We start from the raw sequence: 19,156 nt of genomic DNA, 5'->3' as shown, positions 1-19,156 counted from the left end.
TGAATCGGCGACCGATGTCGGGAGGCGTTCATGATTACCGGAGAACGCGTTTCTGAGGCCGGAACGGATTATTTGGCGCAGCTGGAGAAAGCCGGTGAGCGTTTCGAGAGCCGCACCGCGCAACGCGAGGAAACCCGCACGACCATCGAGCGCCGTGGCGTGCTTTATGCGGACGAGCCCGACCGGGTCAGGAAGCGGTTGGCGCGGCTGAACGCCGACTGGTCACTCGTCAGATCGATCGAGGCGACCCCCACGGAGCCGTCCGCGTCGACGGGAAGCACTCTGCCGCTGCCTCCGGAATCCTTCGGCGCCGATGTGCTCGGCCTGGAACGCCTGATGGGACGCAACAACCTCACCGGGGTGGCGTTCCTCGAGGGTGGGTATCTGGCCGCCCGGTCGACCGGGCGGGTGACCGTCGCGGCGCCGGCGGGCGGACACCACGGCACCGGATTCATGGTGTCGCCCTCCCTGTTGATGACCAACAACCACGTGTTGCGCAGCGCCGAGGAAGCGGGCCACGCCGTCGTCGAGTTCAACCTGCAGGCGGGCCTCGACGGACTCCCGCTCGCCCCGGTCGCGTTCCCGCTCGAGCCCCAGAGGTTCTTCGCGACCGACCGCGACCTGGACTTCAGCGTGGTCGCGGTGGCCGAGCGCAGCCAACAGGGCGCGCGGCTCGCCGACTTCCACTGGCTGCCCCTCGACGGGGCACAGGGCAAGGCCATCCTCGGGGAGTTCGTCAACATCGTTCAGCACCCGGGCGGTGAGCCCAAGCAGCTCGCACTGCGGGAGAACCAGATCGTCGATCTGCTGGACCAGTTCATCCACTACGAGACCGACACCGCACCGGGTTCCTCGGGCTCCCCGGTCTTCAACGACCAGTGGGAGGTGGTCGCCCTGCACCACTCGGCGGTGCCGAAGACCGACGGCGAAGGCCGGCTCCTGGCGATCGACGGAACGGTCTGGCGGCGGGGGATGGACGAGCACCGGCTGGCGTGGAAGGCGAACGAAGGGGTGCGCATCAGCCGCGTGCTGGAGACACTGAGCCGACTCACGTTGACCGGGACCGCGGCCCGGCTGCGGGACGAACTGTTCAAGCCACCGGGGCCGGGCGACGGCGCGCCGCGGACGACCGCGGGTGCGAGGCCGGAAGCCGACGGGGCGACACCGAACGGTTCGGCACAGGTCACCTCGCGGGGCGCGGTGGGAGTGACCGTGCCGCTGCGGATCACCGTCGACGTCGATCTGCCGACTCCCGAACAGCCCGACCCAGGACGCTCCCCGGCAGGCCCACTCCCGGTCGGGACGACAGCAGTTGCCGCCCCGCAGGTCGACGGCACCGCCGCGACCGACGCCGCCGAACGGGATCTGCACGCGGCCCTGCGCAACCTCAGACTCGGGGAGGAACGGGTCTACTACGACCGGGACGCCGACCGCGCCGCACGAGACGCCTACTACGCGGGCATCGACCACGGAGCCGACGGCGACGCGCTGCGACGTGCGTTGACCGACCTGCTGGACGACACCCACGAGCGCCGCCCCTCGTACAAACCCGCACGGATGCTCTACCCGTGGGTCGACCTCCATCCCGACCGGCTCCTGCGCAGCGTGTACTCCGGCAAGACCTTCACCGCGGAGCAACTCATCCGCGCCGACGCCGCCGCCGAGGCCGCCCGGCTCAGGGCTGTGCGGGAGTTCCTGCTCCGGGAGAGCGCGACGGGCCCGGCCGAAGTCACCGCGGAGCTGGGCGCGTTGGAGGCCTCGCTGCCGTTCAACTGCGAGCACGTCGTCCCCCAGGCCTGGTTCGCGCACCGGGAACCCATGCGGGGCGACCTGCACCATCTGTTCGCCTGCGAACCGGCGTGCAACACCTTCCGCGGCAGCATCCCGTACATGGACTTCCCCGGCTTCGACGAGACCGTGCGGGAGGACTGCGGCATGCGCGAGCCGGGAGGGTTCGAGCCCGAGCACAGCAGGGGGGCCGTCGCCAGAGCCACCTTGTACTTCCTGTTGCGCTACCCCAAGCTCGTCGGTGACGAGGCGGACGAGTTCCAGAAGGAACGGCTGCCCGCCCTCCTTGGCTGGCACGCGACCGAAGCCGTGAACGAGTACGAGCTGCATCGCAACGCGGCCATCGCCGAGATTCAGGGCAACCGCAATCCCCTGATAGATCACCCGGAGTGGGCTCAGCGCATCGACTTCTCCGGCGTGTGGCCCTGAGCGGAGCCGTCGCCTCCGTCGCGGTGAGCCGACGGCCGGCCTCCGGGTCGGACAGGATCCCGGTGGATGAGCCCGGTCGAGGGCGGCGGCCGGCGACTGCTCAGGGCCGGGTGTCGGCTGCCGTGGCGCTCGGGGCACGGCTGCCGGTGGTGCCGAAACGGACACCCTTGGCCTCCGTGCCGATCGCGCTGAGCACGATGACGACGGCCAGGGTGGGCAGTACGGTCCAGGCCATCGCCGAGGGATAGCCGTGGCGTTCGGCGATGGCCTCCTGGACGGGCAGGTTGAGGGCAGCGATCAGGTTGCCGAGCTGGTAGGTCACGCCCGGGTAGAAGCCCCGGACGGCGTCCGGGCTCATCTCGGTCAGATGCGCCGGGATGACGCCCCAGGCTCCCTGGACGCACACCTGCATCAGGAAGGAGGAGAGCATCAGCCAGCCGACCGTGCTGGACAGCACGAAGAACGGCACCACGACCAGGCCGGCGGCCGCCGCGACCATGATGGTCCGACGCCGGCCCAGCTTCTCCGAGTAGGCACCGAGCAGCACACCGCCGATGATGGCGCCGACGTTGTAGACGACGGCGATGGCGATCGCGGTGTCCGGCGACAGCCCCAGGCCCTTCTTGATGAAGGTCGGGTAGATGTCCTGCGTGCCGTGCGACATCCAGTTGAAGGCGGTCATCAGCGCGACCAGGTACACGAAGCGCCGCAGCACCGCCGGGTTCCTGAACACCTGGTACGCGGGGGTGCGGTTGAGCCGGACGCTCTTCTCCCACACCTCGCTCTCCTCCACCCGGCTGCGCACCCACAGCGCGACCAGGGCGGGCACGAGACTGAAGGCGAACAGCCCGCGCCAGCCGAAGGCGGGCTCGATGACGAAGAACGCCACGGCGGCGAGCAGGTACCCCAGTGAGTAGCCGCTCTGCAGCAGGCCCGACCAGAAACCCCGCCTGGCGGCCGGGATCTTCTCCATGGCCAGCGCCGCGCCCAGGCCCCACTCGCCGCCCATCCCGATGCCGTACAGCAGGCGCAGCACCAGCAGCACGGTGTAGTTCGGGGCGAAGGCGCAGGCGAAGCCGACGATCGAGTAGAAGACGACGTCGACCATGAGCGGGACGCGGCGGCCGCGGCGGTCGGCCCACATGCCGAAGACCAGGGCACCGACCGGTCGCATCACCAGCGTGACGGTGGTGAGGAAGGCCATGTCGGTGAGGGAGACATGGAAGTCGTCGGCGATCTCGCTGTAGACGAGTACCACCAGGAAGTAGTCGAAGGCGTCCATCGCCCAGCCCAAGTAGGCGGCGACGAAGGCGTTGCGCTGGTCCTTGGTGAGACCCGCTGCCTGGTCTGTGACGGTCTTCAGCATGCCAGTCCTCCCGAAGTCCGCAGGTGACGCTAGGCGCGCGCGGTGGGGCGGACAACGAAGGAGCGGCAAAGCACGGCCCACGATTGAACAAAAGTCGGCGCGTTCGCGGCACCGCTCCACCGCGTGGGGCGTTATGTGCGGGAAGCCTTGACGCTCAACGTGGCGGGTGCCACGATTCCGGCGCCGCGATGTTTACGTAAACATGGGACCGGGAGGTCGACGATGTTTGCGTAAACATGAGGATCCCCGAAAGGCAAGGCCGATGAGCAGAACCCCCGCCGGCACCCGCCGCCGCTCCCCCCGTCTCCGAGCCGCCGCCGTGGCGCTCCTGATCGCCGGGGCGGGCACCACCCTCACCGGCAGCCCCGCCTCCGCCGCCACGCCCAGTACGGACACGACCCAGTTCAAGGGGGTCAACTGGGCCGACCCGCGGGACAACTTCGCCGACGACCCGGTCGTACTGTCGGGCCTGTCGCTGTCCGACACTTACGGGCAGACCTACACCAAGGCGAGCCGGATCATCTCGGCGTTCCGCGCGAACCTCGGTGCCAACACCGTCCGGCTGCCCATCAACCCGTACACGGTCAACGGCTCGTACTGGAAGTCCTACCGAGCGGTCATCGACGCCGCGTCCGCCAAGGGCTTCAAGGTCATCGTGTCCTACTGGGAGGGCACGGGCGCCCAGAAGGACGGCTTCATCGACGACGAGGCCACCTACTGGCCGATGTGGAACACCGTCGTCAAGGCCTACAAGAACAACAGCCGTGTGTACTTCGAGCCGATGAACGAGCCCCACGGCTACACTGACACCGAGTGGGCCGACATAGCCGCGAAGTGGCTGTCTACCTACCCGTCGGTCCCCCGCAACCGCGTCTTCGTCAGCGGCGCCGGCTACAACGACCACGTCACCTCGGTCTGCGCCGACCCTCGCCTGAAGGGCACCTACCTGTCCCTGCACCACTACGGGTTCTGGAAGGACTACGCCACCTACGACCAGTGGGTGGCCGACCTCAAGGTGCGCATCGGTGACTGCGCGAACCGGACGGTCGCGGACGAGTTCGGATCGCCGATGACCACCGGCCTGAACTACAACGTGCCGACCCCGGACAACAACTTCGTCAATTACCTCCAGGCCGTCACCGACACCTTCCGTGAGCTGAAGATGGGGTCCGTGTACTGGCCGGGCCTGCGCACCGACGACACCTACTCGCTGCAGAAGCTGACCGGCGACCCCGCCCGCCCCTGGCTGGCCACCACCAACCAGTCCGGCGCCGACCGACTCGCCTGGGCCTGGGGCCGCGGCAAGCCTGTAAAGCCCTGATCACGTGAGACACGGAGTCCCGGAGCCGCCACAGGCGCTCCGGGACTCCGTGTCTCACGCGGTCCCTTGACGCTCAACCGTTTCGTTGCTTCTCTCGAAAGGCTGTACATGGGAGCGCTCCCACCCCCACGCGAAAGGGATCCCCATGCATGCCACCCCCCATGCCACCTTCTTACGCCGTGCCAGAGGCACCCTCCCGGCCCTCCTCACGGCCGTGCTCGTCGCCTGTCTGCTGTCCTGGGCGGGCGCCTCCCCCGCGCGGGCCGCGCCGGCGGACGGCTCGGTCTCCGACCCGAACATCGTCTACGTCGGACGCTGGGACACCGGCACCGGCACCGCCGCGGTCCCCTCCTGGACCGGCGCGTATCTGCAGACCGCCTTCACCGGAACCACCGTGAAGGTCAAGGCCAGGGACGCGGTCAACCTGTACGTGAGCATCGACGGCGGACCCGACGTGTTCCACGCGGGCGTGCGCGGCACGGTGAACCTCACGCCCCGCCCCCTCTCCGCCGGCACCCACACCCTGCGGATCTCCTACCGCTCCGGCGACACCGTCTTCCAGGGCCTGGTGCTGGACCCCGGCGCGCGCACGGTCAGCCCCGACACACCGGCCCGGCTCGTCGAGTTCGTCGGCGACTCCATCACCGCGGGCGCCCTCACCGACCGGCTGGCGCTCGACTCGTACGCCTGGAAGACCGGTGAGCAGCTGGGGGCGCGCCACACCCAGATCGCCCGCTCCGGCTACTGTCTCGTCGCCCAGTCCGGGTGCACCGGCCTGAGCGGCCAGTTCTTCAAGACGGCCAGCACGGGCGGTCAGGACTGGGACTTCTCCCGCTACCGGGCGGACGCGGTCGTCATCAACCTCGGCACCAACGACATCGGCCACGGCGTGTCCGGCTCGACCTTCCAGGCGGCGTACACCAAGTTCCTCGCCGACCTGCGCGCCGCCTACCCGAACGCGCACCTCTTCGCGGTGCAGACGCTCAAGAAGCGGTACGTCACCGAGACCAGGGCGGCCGTCAGCGCCCGCGCCAACGCCGGTGACACCAAGGTGACTTACGTCGACACCACGGGCTGGCTCACCGACGGGACCGACTACGAGGACGGCAACGGGCATCCCAACGAGGCGGGCCACACCAAGTTCGCGAGCCGTCTCGCCCCCGTCGTCGCCGCCCGGCTCGGCAACCCGGCGTCCACCATGGCGGCCGCTCCCGGCCAGCCCGGCGACCCCAACATCAAGTTCGTCGGCCGCTGGGACACCCAGAGCTCCACGACCGCCTACACCCCCTACTGGGCGGGCGCGTACTACCGGGTCGGCTTCACCGGCCGGACCGTCAAGCTGAAGCAGCGGGGCACGATCGACTTCTGGGCGCGCATCGACAACGGACCCGTGACCTTCTACGACGACGCCAAGGGGACCGTGAACCTGACGCCGTCACCATTGTCCGCGGGCAACCACACCCTCCAGGTCAACTACCAGGTGGTCGCCGGTTCGTACCACGGCGACGCCGTCTTCCAGGGTCTGGCCCTCGACAGTGGCGCGACGACGTTCGCACCGCAGGCCCCCGGCAAGCTGATCGAGTTCGTCGGCGACTCGATCACGGTGGGGACGACCACCTCGCAGAACGCCCGCACGGCGTACGGCTGGCTGATCGGCGAACGGCTCGGCGCCGAGCACACCCAGATCGCCCAGGGCGGCGCCTGTCTGGTCGCCGCGGCCGACGGATGTGTGGGCCTCGAACGGCAGTACGGCAAACTCAACCCGAACGCGGCCACGCCCGACTGGGACCTCGCCCGCTACCGGGCGGACGCCGTCGTCATCAACCTCGGCACCAACGACGTCGGCCACGGGGTCAGCTCCACGCAGTTCCAGGCGGCGTACACCAGCCTGCTGCGCAAGGTCCGCGCCGCCCATCCGCAGGCGTGGATCTTCGCGCTGGAGACCTTCCGCGGCCGGTACGTCCCCCAGACCGAGGCGGCGGTCAGGGCGGCCGTCGAGGGGGGCGATTCCCGGGTCTCCTTCGTCGACACCACCGGCTGGCTGGGCTCCGGCGATCTCACGGACTCGGTGCACCCCAACGACCAGGGTCACCGCGTCATCACGGACCGCCTCGCACCGATCATCGCGGCGAGGATCGGTACGTGAACGGACCTCGGGGGTGAAGACGACGGGCTGCCGGGAGCAGGCGGCGACTGTGAGGTCGGTCGTGTCCGCACCGGCGCTGTGACCCACGCGACACGACCGACCGCACTGTCTAGTTCCCGGCGGAGCGTAGGAGCCGCAGAACCGGGTAGCGGACCGCAAGCCCGCCGGACCCCGCCCTCGTGGTCCGGCCCGGTGATGCCGCCCAGGAGGAGGAGACCGACGTGATTGCCGCCGCTTCGGGTACCGCACCCATCTACGACCGTCTGATCACCGAACGCGGGGACGTGATCGCCGACGTCCAACGCGTCGCGGAACAGACCCGGCGCGAGGCCGCCGACGTCCTGGACTTCGGAGCGCTCGACCTGGACGCCGACGACGACGGCGAGTAGACCGCGGCCCCAGGGCCGTTTCGCCTTCACCTGTTGCGCCGTCAACTGCTTCTGGGCTCGCCGTCACCTCGTCCGAGGAGCACGATGGAACCAGAGGCACTCGGCGCTGCGGACCCGCCGCGAGCCCGCGCGGCCGGTGCGAGGAGGTCGGCCCATGGCCCGTATCGCTTCCGCCATCAGATCACGGATACCCGACACCATCCGGCTCGCCGGAACCCACACGGGAAACCACCCGTGGAAGATCCAACTCGTCGAACACCCCGCGCGCAAGGAGTCGACGTTCTTCCGAGCCGCGAAGTCGACGGTGAAGGAGATCCTCGATGAAACGGCCGACGACGACCTGCCCTACGGTCCCCGGCCCACCGGATCCGAGCACTGGGAGATGCACCACGGCGGCAGCCTCTGGGTGAAGGGGCGGGACGGCTGGCGCATGTACCGCGCCAAGGCCGGCATCGAGTGGAGCATGCAGTTCTGCGCAGACCCGGAGAAGGTCGACCGGCTGCGCCTGCTCGCCGCCGAACTCGTGGACGCCTTCCCCCTCACCCTGCCCGCCCTGGACGCGCTGGGCTACGAAGAGGCCCGCGACCTGCTGCGCACCCCGATCACGGACGCCGACGGGGTCGAGGCGTGGACCGACTCCCTGTTCAACTCGTGCGTCCCCCTGAACCGCGGGGACCACCAGGGCATCCTGCCCAAGACCCCCGGCGAACACCACTACCCCTGGCCGGTCAAGGGCGCGGACTACTTCCGCTACTCCGACTTCAAGCTGTGGGTGACCCTGCCCGACGGCACCCACGGCGCCGTGGCCCCGGTCGGCCGGCGCGGTTCCGGCGACGGCCGGGTCCGCCTGCTCCACGCCCCCGAGGGCAGCAGGGCGGCGGGCACACTGGCCCAGGCGCAGGAGCTGCGGGAGATGGCCGTGCTCCCGCCCGACAGCCCTGTCGCGCGGGAGGCGTTCGAGCTGCAGATCGCCGAGACGGACGGGGCGCGGCACGACGGAAGACCGCGACGCGGCAGACGGCACCAGGGCTAGGGCGACACCCCCTAGGCAAGGAGCGCGACCATGGCACGCAAGATCGTCATCTGCCTGGACGGGACCGGCAACCAGGTCGGCGCCCGCCACCCGACCAATGTGGTCAGACTCTACGAGATGCTGCGCCCGGACGACCCGGCCCAGCAACTCCTGTACTACGACCCCGGCGTCGGCACCATGTCCGCCGCCACCGCGCACGGACCGGCGGGCCGCTGGTTCTCCCGCGTGAGCGGACTCGCGTTCGGCACGGGGCTGAAGACCAACCTCACCGAGGCCTACACGTTCCTGATGCGGACCTGGCAGCCGGGCGACGAGGTGTACGTCTTCGGCTTCAGCCGCGGCGCCTACACCGCCCGCGCCCTCGTCGGCATGCTGAACAAGCCGGGCCTGATGCGCCCCGGTTCGGAGAACCTCGTCCCGTACGCGGTGGCCAAGTACGCCTTCAACCAGGACATCGACAAGAGCATGAAGGAGGTGGCGCGGTTCTCGCACGCCTTCTGCCGGCGCACCGAGAGGGAGCCGCTGTGGAGGGTGGTGAAGGACAACGCGGAGGCGGCCGGGCACGAAAGGCAGGTGTCGCACTACGCCCTTCCCGTCGCGTACCTCGGCATCTGGGACACCGTGAAGGCGGCGGGCATCCTGCGCCTGGGCAACCTGAACTGGCCTTACACCCACCAGCTGCCCAACGCCGCCCGCATCCGCCACGCCGTGTCCCTCGACGAGAAGCGCCGCCCCTACCACGAGTACGAGGTGACACCGCGTCCGCCGGTCCTCCAGGAGACCGCGCAGGAGGTCTGGTTCGCCGGAGTGCACTCCGACGTCGGCGGCACGTTCGCGCATGCCGACAACGAGCCCCTGCTCTCCACCATCACCCTCAAGTGGGTCACCGACGGCGTCTGCGACGACCTGCTCTTCCGCCCCGGCGCCTACGCCGAGGCCTGCACGGTGACCGAGGAGTTCGCGGGCGCGCCCCTCCACAAGAACGGCGTGGCCTGGATCCTCGCGGGCCGACGCTCACGGCCGGTTCCCGAGGGCGCGCGGGTGCACGCGAGCGTACGACTCCGGCGGCAGAGCGATCCCCAGTACCACCCCGATCTGCGGGAGCCACGGCAGTGGGCCGACCTCGACTGGACCCAGCCGAGACGGGACCAGGCCGACACCGACGCCGGGCGGTTGACCGGCCCCGTACCACTGGGCGGCTGAGCAGGCGAACAACCGGATCGCGCGGCATCTCCCGACGCCTAGGGGCGATCATGGGCCGTTGAAGGAACACGGCCCCGCCCTGGAGGTACCTTGATGCCGCAGCCCCTCGATCCGGACGGCCCGGAGTCGGTCAACTCCGCTGTCTGGGACGCGTACGGGACCCACCATCTCCGGCGCGGCACGGTCCCGGACGAGGTGGAGCGGATCGACTGGGGCATCCCGGACGCCGGGCCGGACGCCGACCTCCTCGGGGAGCTGTCGGGCCGCCGCGTCCTGGACCTCGGCTGCGGCACGGCCCGGCACGCCGCGCATCTCGTACGGGCGTACGGAGCGTCGGTGGACGCGGTGGACGCCTCACCGAGCCAGTACGAGCGGGCCCGCGCGCGGTACGGCTCGCTGCCGGGGCTGTGCCTGGTCCGTGCCGACGCGGTCGAGCATCTGCGGTCGGCGGCGCCGTACGACGTGATCTACTCCGTCAACGGCGTCCCGTTCATCGATCCCCGCCGTCTGCTGCCCGCCCTCGCCACGGCCCTCACGCCCGGCGGGACGCTGTGCTTCTCCACGCTGCACACCAACTCGCGCGGCGACGGACCGTCGTCCGACGTGATGTCGCGGCCGGAGGTCCTGCGGTTCGCGGGTGGCGGCGACGCCACCGTGCGGATGTGGGTGCTCGCGCCGGAGCTCTGGGAGGACCTGCTCGCCGAGCACGGGCTACGGCTGGAGTCCGTGCACGCCGTCGACGCGCCGGAGCCCGGCAACCACGCCTCCTACCGCGTCTTCCGCGCCCGGCGCCCCGCCCGCGTCTCCTCCCGCCCCCGCACCTCCCAGCCTCCCGTCGCGCACGCGACCCTCGGCGTGGCCCCCATCCTGTACGGCCCCCGAGGGCTGCTCCTGGGCCGTCACCGCCGGGGCACCTGGGAGCTGCCCGGCGGGAAGGCGGACCCCGGCGAAACGCTCCGGGAGACGGTCGTGCGTGAGCTCGGCGAGGAGACCGGCCTGCGGGCCGAGCCGTCCGACGTACGTCTGCTGGGCACGCTCCTCGACCACGTCGCCGACGTCGTACGGGTGACCGTGGCCGCCGTCGTCACCGACTGGCGCGGCGAGCCGGCCGACCAGCCCGGCGAGAGCGTCGGGGACTGGCGCTGGTACCCCCTGGACCAGCTGCCGCCCGGCCTGTTCGTGTGCAGCGCCCAGGCCCTCACCGCCTGGCGCCCCGAACTGTCGATCGACCACACACCCGCCCACTTCACGCCGTACGGGGACGCCCCGCGCGGCGGCCGGGGCCGGCCCGTGCGGCCCCGGGTGGCGGACGACTTGGCCGACTGCATCGCCGTACTCACGGCGGTCCACGAGGACGGCGGCTACCCCGTGAACTGGCCTGCCCGGCCCGCCGACTGGCTCACGCCCCGCTCGCTGCTGTCCGCGTGGGTGGCGGAGCTGGACGGACGGATCGTCGGGCACGTCGTCCTGTCCCACAGCGACGAGGGCGACGTCGCGCCCGGCCTGTGGCAGGCCCGTCACAAAGGCGCCGGGGCTGCCGCCGTGGTGAACCGGCTGTTCGTCTCCCCCGCCGCACGAGGGCGGGGCATCGGGGCGGCGCTGCTGGAACGGGCCACGTGTGAGGCGCACGCGCGGGGCCTGCATCCGGTGCTGGACGTCGTCGCGTCCGACACCGCGGCGACCGCGCTCTACGAGCGGCTGGGCTGGGAGTTGCTGGACGTGGTCGAGCAGCGCTGGGGCCCGGACCGGACGGTCTCCCTCCGCTGCTACGCGGCGCACTCCTCGTAAACCACCGGCCCGTCTCTGAGGGGCCGATCAGCTCAGTTGCGCTCGCGCGTTTTCCGGCCGCTTTTCACCCGTTCTTGTGCAGTCGGCCGCGCGGCCATCCCCTCGGCCCTCGCCTTCTGCTGCACTTCCCCTGAGTCCTGGGACAGTTGACGAGACCTCAGGGGGCAACGGTGACACGTCGTCAAGGACGACTCGGAACGCGCAGAACAGTACTGACGGTCCTCACGGCACTCGGCACGCTGGCCGGTGCGGCCCTGGCGGGGGCGGCACCGGCCGGCGCCGCGCGGGGCGGCATGCGGGTCGCGCCCGGGGTCGTCTACCGGGAGTTCGACATCCAGGGGAACAAGGGCCCCACGCACGCCCATGTGCTGAGCGTCGACCTGGCCGACTCCCGGGTGCGCCTCGGCCTGCTGTACCCGGGGACGGTGGCCGCCCGGGCGACCGTCTCGCGGCTGGCGGACACCCAGCGGGCCCTCGGGGGCGTCAACGGCGACTTCTTCAACATCTCCGAGACCCAGCACCCGGGCGTCGAGGCGACCGGCGCGAGCGTGGGTCCGGCGATCGCGGACGGCCACGTACTGAAGGCGGCCGTGCCGAAGGGCCAGCGGTTCGGGCCGGCGCTGCCGTCGGGCACCACCACCCGGGACGTGCTGGGCGTCGGCACCGACCACCGCGCCCGGCTGGACCGGCTGACCCTCGACGGATCGGTCACCACGCCCGAGGACCGGTTCGCGCTCGGCGGGCTCAACCAGTACGCGCTGCCCGTGGGTTCCGTCGGCGCGTTCACCACGGAGTGGGGCAGCGCCTCCCGGGTGCGCGCCACGTGCGGCACGGACGACGACCGCGGCGCGCCGTGCAGCACCGACACGTTCGAGGTGACGGTCCGGGACGGCCGGGTCGTGTCCACCGCCGACGCCCCCGGCGGCGGCGCCATCGCCGCCGGGACCACCGTGCTGGTCGGCCGGGAGGCCGGCGCGCAGCGGCTGCGGAAGTTCTTCACCGGGGAGTCGGTGCAGGTGAGCCACCGGCTCGTGGCGTCCACCGCGTCGGCGCCGTACGACTTCGCCCTCGGCGGCTACCCGGTCCTGCGGGGTGGACAGCCGCTGCCCGGCCTCGACACCACGGCCGCGGCCGTGCGCACCGCCGTGGGCGTCACCGAGGGCGGCCGGGGCGTGCTGCTGTTCGCGCTGGACGGGGCGCCCGAGTACCGCAGCGGCCTGACGGTCGCCGAAGTGGCGGACGCCCTGCACGATCTCGGCGCGGTCGACGCCTTCAACCTGGACGGCGGCGGCTCCACGACGCTGGTCACCCGGGCTTCGGGCGCCAGTACGGTCTCGGTGCGCAACCATCCCTCCGGCGGCGCGGAGCGCCCGGTCGCCAACGGCATCGGGGTCTTCGCCACCGGATGATCCTCACGGCCGCAGGCTGCTCACGATGTCGGCGGTCGCCGTGATGCCGCTGTGGATGGTGGGAGCGACGCTGGTGCTCGCCAGGTAGAAGCCGAGCAGCAGACAGACCAGGGCGTGGGAGATCTTCAGCCCGCCGTTGCGCAGGAAGATCACCGCCAGGACAGCGAGCAACAGCACCACAGAGATGGAAACGGCCATCGTCAACCTCCTCCGCCACGTCCGCTTCGCGGCGTTCGGCCGCAAGTGTGGCGTAGCGGAGGGTGTGGCCGGGCGGCTGACCTGTCCTCCGATCGAGTGGTGTCACTCGGACCGGTGTGCGTCCAGGAACGCCTCCAGGCCCGCCAGGTCGTCGGTGTTGAGGTGGTCGACGCCGGCGGCGAGCAGCTCGCCCCACACCGCGTCCCGGGCCGGTCCGGCGACATCGGGCGTCGCCCAGAACCGCACCCGCTGCCCGCGCGCGTGGGCCGCGGCGACGATGCCGCGAAGCTTCTCCCGCTCGGCGTCCGGGAACGCGCCCACACCCAGCCACGTGAAGTTCAGCGTCCAGTTGTCGCTGATCAGCGGCACGAAGGAGGCGGGCGCCGCGCTGCCCAGGTCGCTGAGGCGTCCGTCGTAGAAGGCGCGGCGCACGCGCTGGGCCTCCATCGGCGTACGGGCCGCGCGGTCGCCGGAGATCACGGCGGTGACCGGGCCGGTGTACACCCGGCCGTGGGCGTACGTGGTGAACAGGTGCGGGTAGCGCTGCAGGTGGCGGTCGAGTTCGAGGTAGGTGGACGCGCCCTCGGTCTTGATGTCGATCAGCAGCTGGAGCGGCTTGTGCCAACCCCGGTACACCCAGCCGTGGTTGGCCTTGACGCGGGCCGCCAGCGGATCGAGGTAGAGGGATTCGAGGGTGCGGGAGGGGTCGAGGTCCTCCGGGTCGTGGGCGACGAGGAGTTGGTCGCCGACGAGGTAGATGTCGGCCTCGACGCTGCCGAAGCGGTGGCCGAGGGCGTCGAGGAGGGGGCGGGGGTGCTCGTAGTCGTTGTGGGCGTGGGCGCGCCACAACGGGCCGGTGCGGTGCCTTTGTTCGCTTGCCCGCGCGCCGGACGCGGGCAGGGCGACCGCGCCGGCGAGCGCGGCGCCGAAGGTGCTGAGGGCTCTGCGGCGGGTGGTGAGGGCCATGCTCTGCCTCCCTTTGGGTGCCGTACGGGACCTCAGCGAGTATCAGGTCCTCGGGGCCGCAAAGGGCCTGCTCATGGCAGGAGTTGGCCGGACTGCCTCCCCTCGTTCACCGCCTGCGCGCAAGGCACACGGAAAAGCCCGCCCCAGGTGGGGCGGGCTTTCCCTGGTGAACGTGGGTGGAAGTGGGCGTACGTCGGCGAAGGTCAGGGAGCCTGGAGGTCGACCAGTTCGGCCAGTGTGGAGCGGTGGGCGCCCGCGGTGCCGTAGGCGATCGAGTCGGCCTTGGCCCGCTTCAGGTACAGGTGCACCGGGTGCTCCCACGTCATGCCGATGCCGGCGTGCAGCTGCAGTGCCTCCTCGGCCGCGTGGACGGCGACCTGCGCCGCGTAGGCCTGGGCGACGGCCACCGCCACGTCGACGTCCTGGCCGCTCGCGAGCGCGTCGGCCGCGCCCCGGGCGGCGGCGCGGAGGCTGACGACCTCCAGCCAGAGCTGCGCGAGCCGGTGCTTGAGCGCCTGGAAGCCGCCGACGGGACGGTTGAACTGCTTGCGCTCCTTCAGGTAGCGCACGGTCTCCGTCAACGTCCACTCGGCGACACCGAGCTGCTCGGAGGCGAGCAGCCCGGCACCGGCGCGCAGGGCGCGGCGGACGGCGGGCTCGGCGTCGCCCAGGCGACGGCCCGGGGCACCGTCGAGGGTGACGGTGGCGAGCGGCCGGGTCAGGTCCAGGGAGATCTGCGGGGTGACGGTCGCCGCGTCGGCCTCGACCGCGTACAGACCACCGTCGTCCGCCGGTACGAGGAACACATCGGCTACGGCCGCGTCCGCGACGCCGGTCAACTCCCCGTGCAGGGACCCGTTTTCATGCCGTACGACCTTGTGGGCGGCGCCCGGAGCGACGCTCAGGGCGACGGCGAGGGCGCCGATCCGCCGGCCGGACGCCAGGTCGGTGAGGAGGTCGTCGGCCTCGCAGGCCAGCAGGGCCTCGGTGGCGACGACGGCGCTCGTCAGGTAGGGAACGGGGGCGACCGCGCGGCCCAACTCCTCCAGGACGACGGCGACTTCGCGGTGGGAGGCGCCCTGGCCGCCCCGGGACTCCGGCACCAGGAGGCCGGCGAGGCCCATGCCGTCGGCCAGCGCCTTCCACGCCGCGCGGTCGTGCGGGGCGTCGGACTCGGTGCGGGCGATCACGCCCGGTGCGTCGCAGTGGTCCGTGAGCAGGTCGCGGACGGCGGCGCGGAGGGCCTCTTCCTCCTCCGAGTACAGAAGATCGGTCATCGGGCCAGGTCCTTCCAGGCGACGTCCTTGTCGGTGCGCGGCTCGGACGGCAGGCCCAGGACGCGCTCGGCGACGATGTTCAGCAGGACCTCGCTGGTCCCGCCCTCGATGCTGTTGCCCTTGGAGCGCAGGTAGCGGTAGCCGGCCTCGCGACCGGTGAAGTCCACCATCTCCGGGCGTCGCATGGTCCAGTCGTCGTACAACAGCCCTTCCTCGCCGAGGAGTTCGACCTCCAGGCCGCTGATCTCCTGGTTGAGACGGGCGAAGGCGAGCTTCATGCCGGCGCCTTCGGGGCCGGGCTGGCCGACGACGAGTTGCTGGCGCAGGCGTTCACCGGTGAGCCGGGCGACCTCGGCCTCCACCCACAGCTTCAGCAGCCGCTGGTGCAGGTCGTGGGTGCGCAGTTCGGGGCGTTCGCGCCAGGTCTTGGAGACCGGGCCGATCATGCCGCCCTCGCGGGGCAGCCGCATGCCGCCGATGGCGACGCGTTCGTTGTTCAGCGTGGTCTGCGCGACCCGCCAGCCGTCGCCGACCTCGCCGAGGCGGCGCGAGTCCGGGATGCGGACGTTCGTGAGGAAGACCTCGTTGAACTCGGCCTCGCCGGTGACCTGGCGCAGCGGCCGCACCTCGACGCCCGGGTCGGTCATGTCGCAGAGGAAGTAGGTGACGCCCACGTGCTTGGGCACGTCCGGGTCGGTGCGGGCGATGAGGATGGCCCAGCGGGCGACGTGGGCGCTGGACGTCCACACCTTCTGCCCGTTGACGACCCAGTCTTCGCCTTCCCGCACGGCGCGGGTGCCCAGCGCGGCCAGGTCGGAACCGGCGCCCGGCTCGCTGAACAGCTGGCACCAGACCTCCTCGCCCACCCAGAGGGGCCTGAGGAACCGCTGCTTCTGCTCCTCGGTGCCGTACTTGAGGATGGTCGGCGCGGCCATGCCGAGGCCGATGCCGATGCGCCGCGGGTCGTTGTCGGGAGCGTCCGCGGCCTCCAGCTCGGCGTCGACGACGACCTGGAGGGAGCGTGGGGCACCGAGTCCGCCGAGGCCCTCGGGGTAGTGGACCCACGCGAGACCGGCATCGAAGCGGGCCTTCAGGAAGTCCGTCCGATCCGTCGTGGCGGGTGGATTCGCGGCCAGCAGCTCCGCTGCGCGGCGCCTGAGTTCGGCTGCGTCGGTCATGCCTCGACTCCGTTCTGCGGTACGACGGCGACCCGGCCGGTGGTGACACCGTCGCCGACCCGCTGGACCGCTGCCGCCGCCTCGCCGAGCGGCACGCGCTCGCTCACCAGCGGCTTGATCGCGCCCCGGGCGGCCAGCTCGGTGAGCTGCTCGTGGCAGTGCTGGACCAGCTTCGGGTTCTTGGTGTTGTACAGGCCCCAGTGCAGGCCGAGGATCGCGTAGTTCTTCACGAGGGCGTGGTTGAGGGACGGGCTCGGAATCGTCCCGCTCGCGAAGCCCACGACGACGATCCGGCCCTCGAAGGCGACCACCTTGGTGGACTGCGTGTAGGCCTCGCCGCCGACCGGATCGTAGATCACGTCGGCGCCCCGCCCGCCGGTGGCCTCCTTCACGGACGCGACCACGTCTGCGGCACGCCGGTCGATCACCACGTCGCAGCCCAGCTCGCGGGCGACGGCGGCCTTGTCGGCCCCGCCGACGACACCGATGACGGTGGCCCCGGCCGCCTTGCCGAGCTGCACGGCCGCGCTGCCGACCCCTCCTGCGGCGGCGTGGACGAGCAGTGTCTCGCCGGCTTCGAGACCGGCCCGGCGGTGCAGGCCGAACCAGCCCGTCTGGTACCCGATGTGCAGGGCGGCCGCCTCGGCGTCGTCCAGCGAGTCGGGAGCGGGCAGCAGAGCGGCGGCGTCCGCGACGGCGTACTCGGCGAAACCGCCGTACGGCAGCGCGGGGTTGGCGATCACGCGGCGTCCGTCCTCGGTCTCGCCGCAGATCTCCACGCCCGGGGTGAACGGCAGCGGGGGCCGGACCTGGTAGTGCCCACGGCACATCAGCACGTCAGGGAAGTTGATGTTCGCGGCGCGCACCTTCAGCAGGACCTGGCCGTCGCCGGGCTCGGGCCGCGCCACGTCCTCCAGGCGCATCACCTCACTCGGCTCGCCGTTCTCGTGCACCTGCCATGCCTGCATGCGGAGCCTCCACGCGACTACGTCGTCCGACCGGGGTCCTTCGCATACTAAGCGGTCGCTTGCCGATCAGGGAACAGCCTGCCGCGGAAGAGTCACGTCCGTCACGAACGCCTGGGCTTCGCCCGTACGTGCATCCGCTCCCCTTGCGGCCCGAAGAGACTCAGGAACTCCACCGGCCCCTCCCCCGTCGACCCGAACCAGTGCGGCACGCGCGTGTCGAACTCGGCGGCCTCCCCCGCCGCGAGCACCACGTCGTGCTCGCCCAGCACGAACCGCAGCCGCCCGGCGAGGACGTAGAGCCATTCGTACCCCTCGTGGACACGGGGTTCCGGCTCCTCCGTCCCCTGCGGTACGAGCACCTTGAACGCCTGGACTCCGCCGGGCTGGCGGGTGAGCGGCCAGTAGGTGCGCCCGTGCCGCACGATCGGCTGAGCCCGCACCCGCGGGTCCCGGACCGGCGGAGTTCCGACCAGTTCGTCCAGCGCCACCCCGTGGGCCCGCGCGATCGGCAGCAGCAGTTCTAGGCTGGGCTTACGCAGGCCCGACTCCAGCCGCGACAGGGTGCTCACCGAGATACCGGTCGCCTCCGACAGCCCGGCGAGCGTCGCGCCCCGTTCCTTCCGGATCCGCCGCAGCCGGGGTCCGACCTCCGCGAGCACCTCGTCCGTGCCTGTGCCGTCACTCATGACTCCATTGCAGTTTCGGCAAACACGTTTGTCAATGCGGCAGTGGCCGAGCGACCTTGTCCACGGAGGTGGTCACCATGACCGAGATGTACGAAGTGGTCGTCGTCGGAGGCGGCGCGGCCGGACTGTCCGCCGCACTGGTCCTCGGCCGCGCCCGGCGCCGGACCCTTGTCGTCGACGCGGGCGAGCCCCGCAACGCGCCCGCCGCGCACATGCAGGGCTATCTGACCCGGGACGGCATGCCGCCCGCGGAGTTCCTGGCGCTCGGCCGCGAGGAGATCGCGCGGTACGGGGTGGAGCTGGTCCGGGACCGGGCGGTGGACGTCACCAAGGACGGCGACTTCGCCATGGCGCTGGCGAGCGGACGTACCGTGCGCGCCCGGCGGCTCGTCGTCGCCACCGGGCTGAAGGACGAGCTTCCGGCGGTCCCCGGCGTGGCCGAGCGGTTCGGCCGGGACGTGCTGCACTGCCCGTACTGCCACGGCTGGGAGGTGCGGGACCAGCCCTTCGGCGTGCTGGCCACGTCCGCGCTGAGCGTGCACCAGGCGCTGATGGTGTCCCAGTGGTCCAAGGACGTGACGTTCTTCCTGCACAAGGTCGCCGAGGCGGAGCTCTCGGACGACGACCTGCGCAGGCTCGCGGCGGCGGGGGTCGAGGTGGTGCCCGGTGAGGTCGCGGAGCTGGTGGTCGAGGACGACCGGCTCACCGGGGTCCGGCTCGCGGACGGCACGACCCACGACCGTTCGGTGATGTTCGTCGCGCCGCGCGCCGTGCCGCAGACCGGTCTGCTCCAGCAACTGGGCGCCGAGCTGCGCGAGACCCCGTTCGGCGCGTATCCCGTGGTGGACGAGACGGGCCTGACCACCGTGCCCGGAGTGTGGGCGGCGGGCAACGCGATGGGCTTCGCCGAGCAGGTGGTGAACGCGGCGGCGGGCGGCTACCGGGCGGGGGCCACGATCAACGGGGAGCTGCTGATGACGGACCTCGACGCCGACGCCCGGGTGTAGAGCG

At 71.4% G+C, this 19,156-nt stretch carries 16 protein-coding genes and 1 pseudogene; 10 read left to right on the top strand and 7 right to left on the bottom strand.

The window, feature by feature from the left end:
* Positions 1-30 precede the first annotated feature (30 nt).
* Complete coding sequence (locus ACFYWX_RS44810) at positions 31-2,217, top strand: endonuclease (protein WP_389431183.1); 2,187 nt, start codon at positions 31-33, stop codon at positions 2,215-2,217.
* A 100-nt stretch (positions 2,218-2,317) separates the two neighbouring features.
* Here ACFYWX_RS44810 and ACFYWX_RS44805 read toward each other — a convergent pair whose 3' ends face one another.
* The gene (locus ACFYWX_RS44805) at positions 2,318-3,583 is read right to left on the bottom strand and encodes an MFS transporter (RefSeq protein WP_389431182.1); all 1,266 of its coding nucleotides are present in this window, start codon (positions 3,581-3,583) and stop codon (positions 2,318-2,320) included.
* A gap of 262 nt (positions 3,584-3,845) precedes the next feature.
* On the opposite strand from ACFYWX_RS44805, the gene ACFYWX_RS44800 reads away from it, so the two are divergent.
* From ACFYWX_RS44800 to ACFYWX_RS44765, 8 genes and pseudogenes are all read left to right on the top strand, one after another.
* Entirely contained in the window at positions 3,846-4,904 is a 1,059-nt protein-coding gene (locus ACFYWX_RS44800; protein WP_389431181.1) for a glycoside hydrolase family 5 protein, read from the top strand.
* Positions 4,905-5,049: 145 nt separating this feature from the next.
* On the top strand, positions 5,050-7,050 hold the full coding sequence (locus ACFYWX_RS44795; protein ID WP_389431179.1) for a GDSL-type esterase/lipase family protein: 2,001 nt from the start codon (positions 5,050-5,052) through the stop codon (positions 7,048-7,050).
* Positions 7,051-7,271: 221 nt separating this feature from the next.
* A complete protein-coding gene (locus ACFYWX_RS44790; protein ID WP_389431178.1) occupies positions 7,272-7,439 on the top strand; it encodes a hypothetical protein in 168 nt (55 codons plus the stop codon).
* A 154-nt stretch (positions 7,440-7,593) separates the two neighbouring features.
* Positions 7,594-8,472, top strand: coding sequence for a DUF6424 family protein (locus tag ACFYWX_RS44785; protein WP_389431177.1), 879 nt, complete (start codon positions 7,594-7,596; stop codon positions 8,470-8,472).
* 30 nt (positions 8,473-8,502) lie between these two features.
* A complete protein-coding gene (locus ACFYWX_RS44780) occupies positions 8,503-9,675 on the top strand; it encodes a DUF2235 domain-containing protein (protein ID WP_389431176.1) in 1,173 nt (390 codons plus the stop codon).
* A gap of 93 nt (positions 9,676-9,768) precedes the next feature.
* Positions 9,769-10,932: pseudogene (locus ACFYWX_RS44775) on the top strand (NUDIX domain-containing protein); the annotation flags it as partial.
* Positions 10,933-10,965: 33 nt separating this feature from the next.
* On the top strand, positions 10,966-11,463 hold the full coding sequence (locus ACFYWX_RS44770) for a GNAT family N-acetyltransferase (RefSeq protein ID WP_389431203.1): 498 nt from the start codon (positions 10,966-10,968) through the stop codon (positions 11,461-11,463).
* Between the two features lie 170 nt (positions 11,464-11,633).
* The gene (locus ACFYWX_RS44765) at positions 11,634-12,872 is read left to right on the top strand and encodes a phosphodiester glycosidase family protein (protein WP_389431175.1); all 1,239 of its coding nucleotides are present in this window, start codon (positions 11,634-11,636) and stop codon (positions 12,870-12,872) included.
* Positions 12,873-12,875: 3 nt separating this feature from the next.
* Here the strand turns inward: ACFYWX_RS44765 and ACFYWX_RS44760 are convergent, their stop codons facing one another.
* The 6 genes from ACFYWX_RS44760 to ACFYWX_RS44735 all read right to left on the bottom strand — a co-directional run bounded on the left by ACFYWX_RS44760 (position 12,876) and on the right by ACFYWX_RS44735 (position 18,145).
* Complete coding sequence (locus ACFYWX_RS44760; RefSeq protein WP_037672675.1) at positions 12,876-13,070, bottom strand: hypothetical protein; 195 nt, start codon at positions 13,068-13,070, stop codon at positions 12,876-12,878.
* Between the two features lie 102 nt (positions 13,071-13,172).
* A complete protein-coding gene (locus ACFYWX_RS44755) occupies positions 13,173-14,036 on the bottom strand; it encodes a phosphatidylinositol-specific phospholipase C/glycerophosphodiester phosphodiesterase family protein (protein ID WP_389431174.1) in 864 nt (287 codons plus the stop codon).
* A 203-nt stretch (positions 14,037-14,239) separates the two neighbouring features.
* A complete protein-coding gene (locus tag ACFYWX_RS44750; protein WP_389431173.1) occupies positions 14,240-15,313 on the bottom strand; it encodes an acyl-CoA dehydrogenase family protein in 1,074 nt (357 codons plus the stop codon).
* Positions 15,310-16,491: an acyl-CoA dehydrogenase family protein gene (locus ACFYWX_RS44745; protein ID WP_389431172.1), complete on the bottom strand. Its 1,182-nt coding sequence runs from the start codon at positions 16,489-16,491 to the stop codon at positions 15,310-15,312. Before ACFYWX_RS44745 ends, ACFYWX_RS44750 begins: the two co-directional genes overlap by 4 nt.
* Positions 16,488-17,459, bottom strand: a complete 972-nt coding sequence (locus ACFYWX_RS44740) for an NADPH:quinone oxidoreductase family protein (protein WP_389431171.1) — start codon at positions 17,457-17,459, stop codon at positions 16,488-16,490. The genes ACFYWX_RS44745 and ACFYWX_RS44740 overlap by 4 nt, the downstream gene beginning before the upstream one ends.
* Before the next feature lie 101 nt (positions 17,460-17,560).
* Complete coding sequence (locus ACFYWX_RS44735; protein WP_389431169.1) at positions 17,561-18,145, bottom strand: helix-turn-helix domain-containing protein; 585 nt, start codon at positions 18,143-18,145, stop codon at positions 17,561-17,563.
* Positions 18,146-18,222: 77 nt separating this feature from the next.
* Here ACFYWX_RS44735 and ACFYWX_RS44730 point away from each other — a divergent pair, with 77 nt between their 5' ends.
* Complete coding sequence (locus ACFYWX_RS44730) at positions 18,223-19,152, top strand: NAD(P)/FAD-dependent oxidoreductase (protein WP_389431168.1); 930 nt, start codon at positions 18,223-18,225, stop codon at positions 19,150-19,152.
* Positions 19,153-19,156 lie beyond the last annotated feature (4 nt).

Origin of the sequence: Streptomyces sp. NPDC002888, assembly GCF_042888465.1 — a bacterium.
GTDB lineage: Bacteria > Actinomycetota > Actinomycetes > Streptomycetales > Streptomycetaceae > Streptomyces.
The sequence above is the reverse complement of the archived record's forward strand: the minus strand, read 5'-3'. Positions and strand labels throughout refer to the sequence as shown.

What these genes read in the sequence shown, in the direction of transcription:
- ACFYWX_RS44810 (WP_389431183.1), top strand. Translation starts at nt 31, where the DNA reads ATGATTACCGGAGAACGCGTTTCTGAGGCCGGAACGGATTATTTGGCG.
- ACFYWX_RS44805 (WP_389431182.1), bottom strand. Translation starts at nt 3,583, where the DNA reads ATGCTGAAGACCGTCACAGACCAGGCAGCGGGTCTCACCAAGGACCAG.
- ACFYWX_RS44800 (WP_389431181.1), top strand. Translation starts at nt 3,846, where the DNA reads ATGAGCAGAACCCCCGCCGGCACCCGCCGCCGCTCCCCCCGTCTCCGA.
- ACFYWX_RS44795 (WP_389431179.1), top strand. Translation starts at nt 5,050, where the DNA reads ATGCATGCCACCCCCCATGCCACCTTCTTACGCCGTGCCAGAGGCACC.
- ACFYWX_RS44785 (WP_389431177.1), top strand. Translation starts at nt 7,594, where the DNA reads ATGGCCCGTATCGCTTCCGCCATCAGATCACGGATACCCGACACCATC.
- ACFYWX_RS44780 (WP_389431176.1), top strand. Translation starts at nt 8,503, where the DNA reads ATGGCACGCAAGATCGTCATCTGCCTGGACGGGACCGGCAACCAGGTC.
- ACFYWX_RS44760 (WP_037672675.1), bottom strand. Translation starts at nt 13,070, where the DNA reads ATGGCCGTTTCCATCTCTGTGGTGCTGTTGCTCGCTGTCCTGGCGGTG.
- ACFYWX_RS44755 (WP_389431174.1), bottom strand. Translation starts at nt 14,036, where the DNA reads ATGGCCCTCACCACCCGCCGCAGAGCCCTCAGCACCTTCGGCGCCGCG.
- ACFYWX_RS44750 (WP_389431173.1), bottom strand. Translation starts at nt 15,313, where the DNA reads ATGACCGATCTTCTGTACTCGGAGGAGGAAGAGGCCCTCCGCGCCGCC.
- ACFYWX_RS44745 (WP_389431172.1), bottom strand. Translation starts at nt 16,491, where the DNA reads ATGACCGACGCAGCCGAACTCAGGCGCCGCGCAGCGGAGCTGCTGGCC.
- ACFYWX_RS44740 (WP_389431171.1), bottom strand. Translation starts at nt 17,459, where the DNA reads ATGCAGGCATGGCAGGTGCACGAGAACGGCGAGCCGAGTGAGGTGATG.
- ACFYWX_RS44735 (WP_389431169.1), bottom strand. Translation starts at nt 18,145, where the DNA reads ATGAGTGACGGCACAGGCACGGACGAGGTGCTCGCGGAGGTCGGACCC.
- ACFYWX_RS44730 (WP_389431168.1), top strand. Translation starts at nt 18,223, where the DNA reads ATGACCGAGATGTACGAAGTGGTCGTCGTCGGAGGCGGCGCGGCCGGA.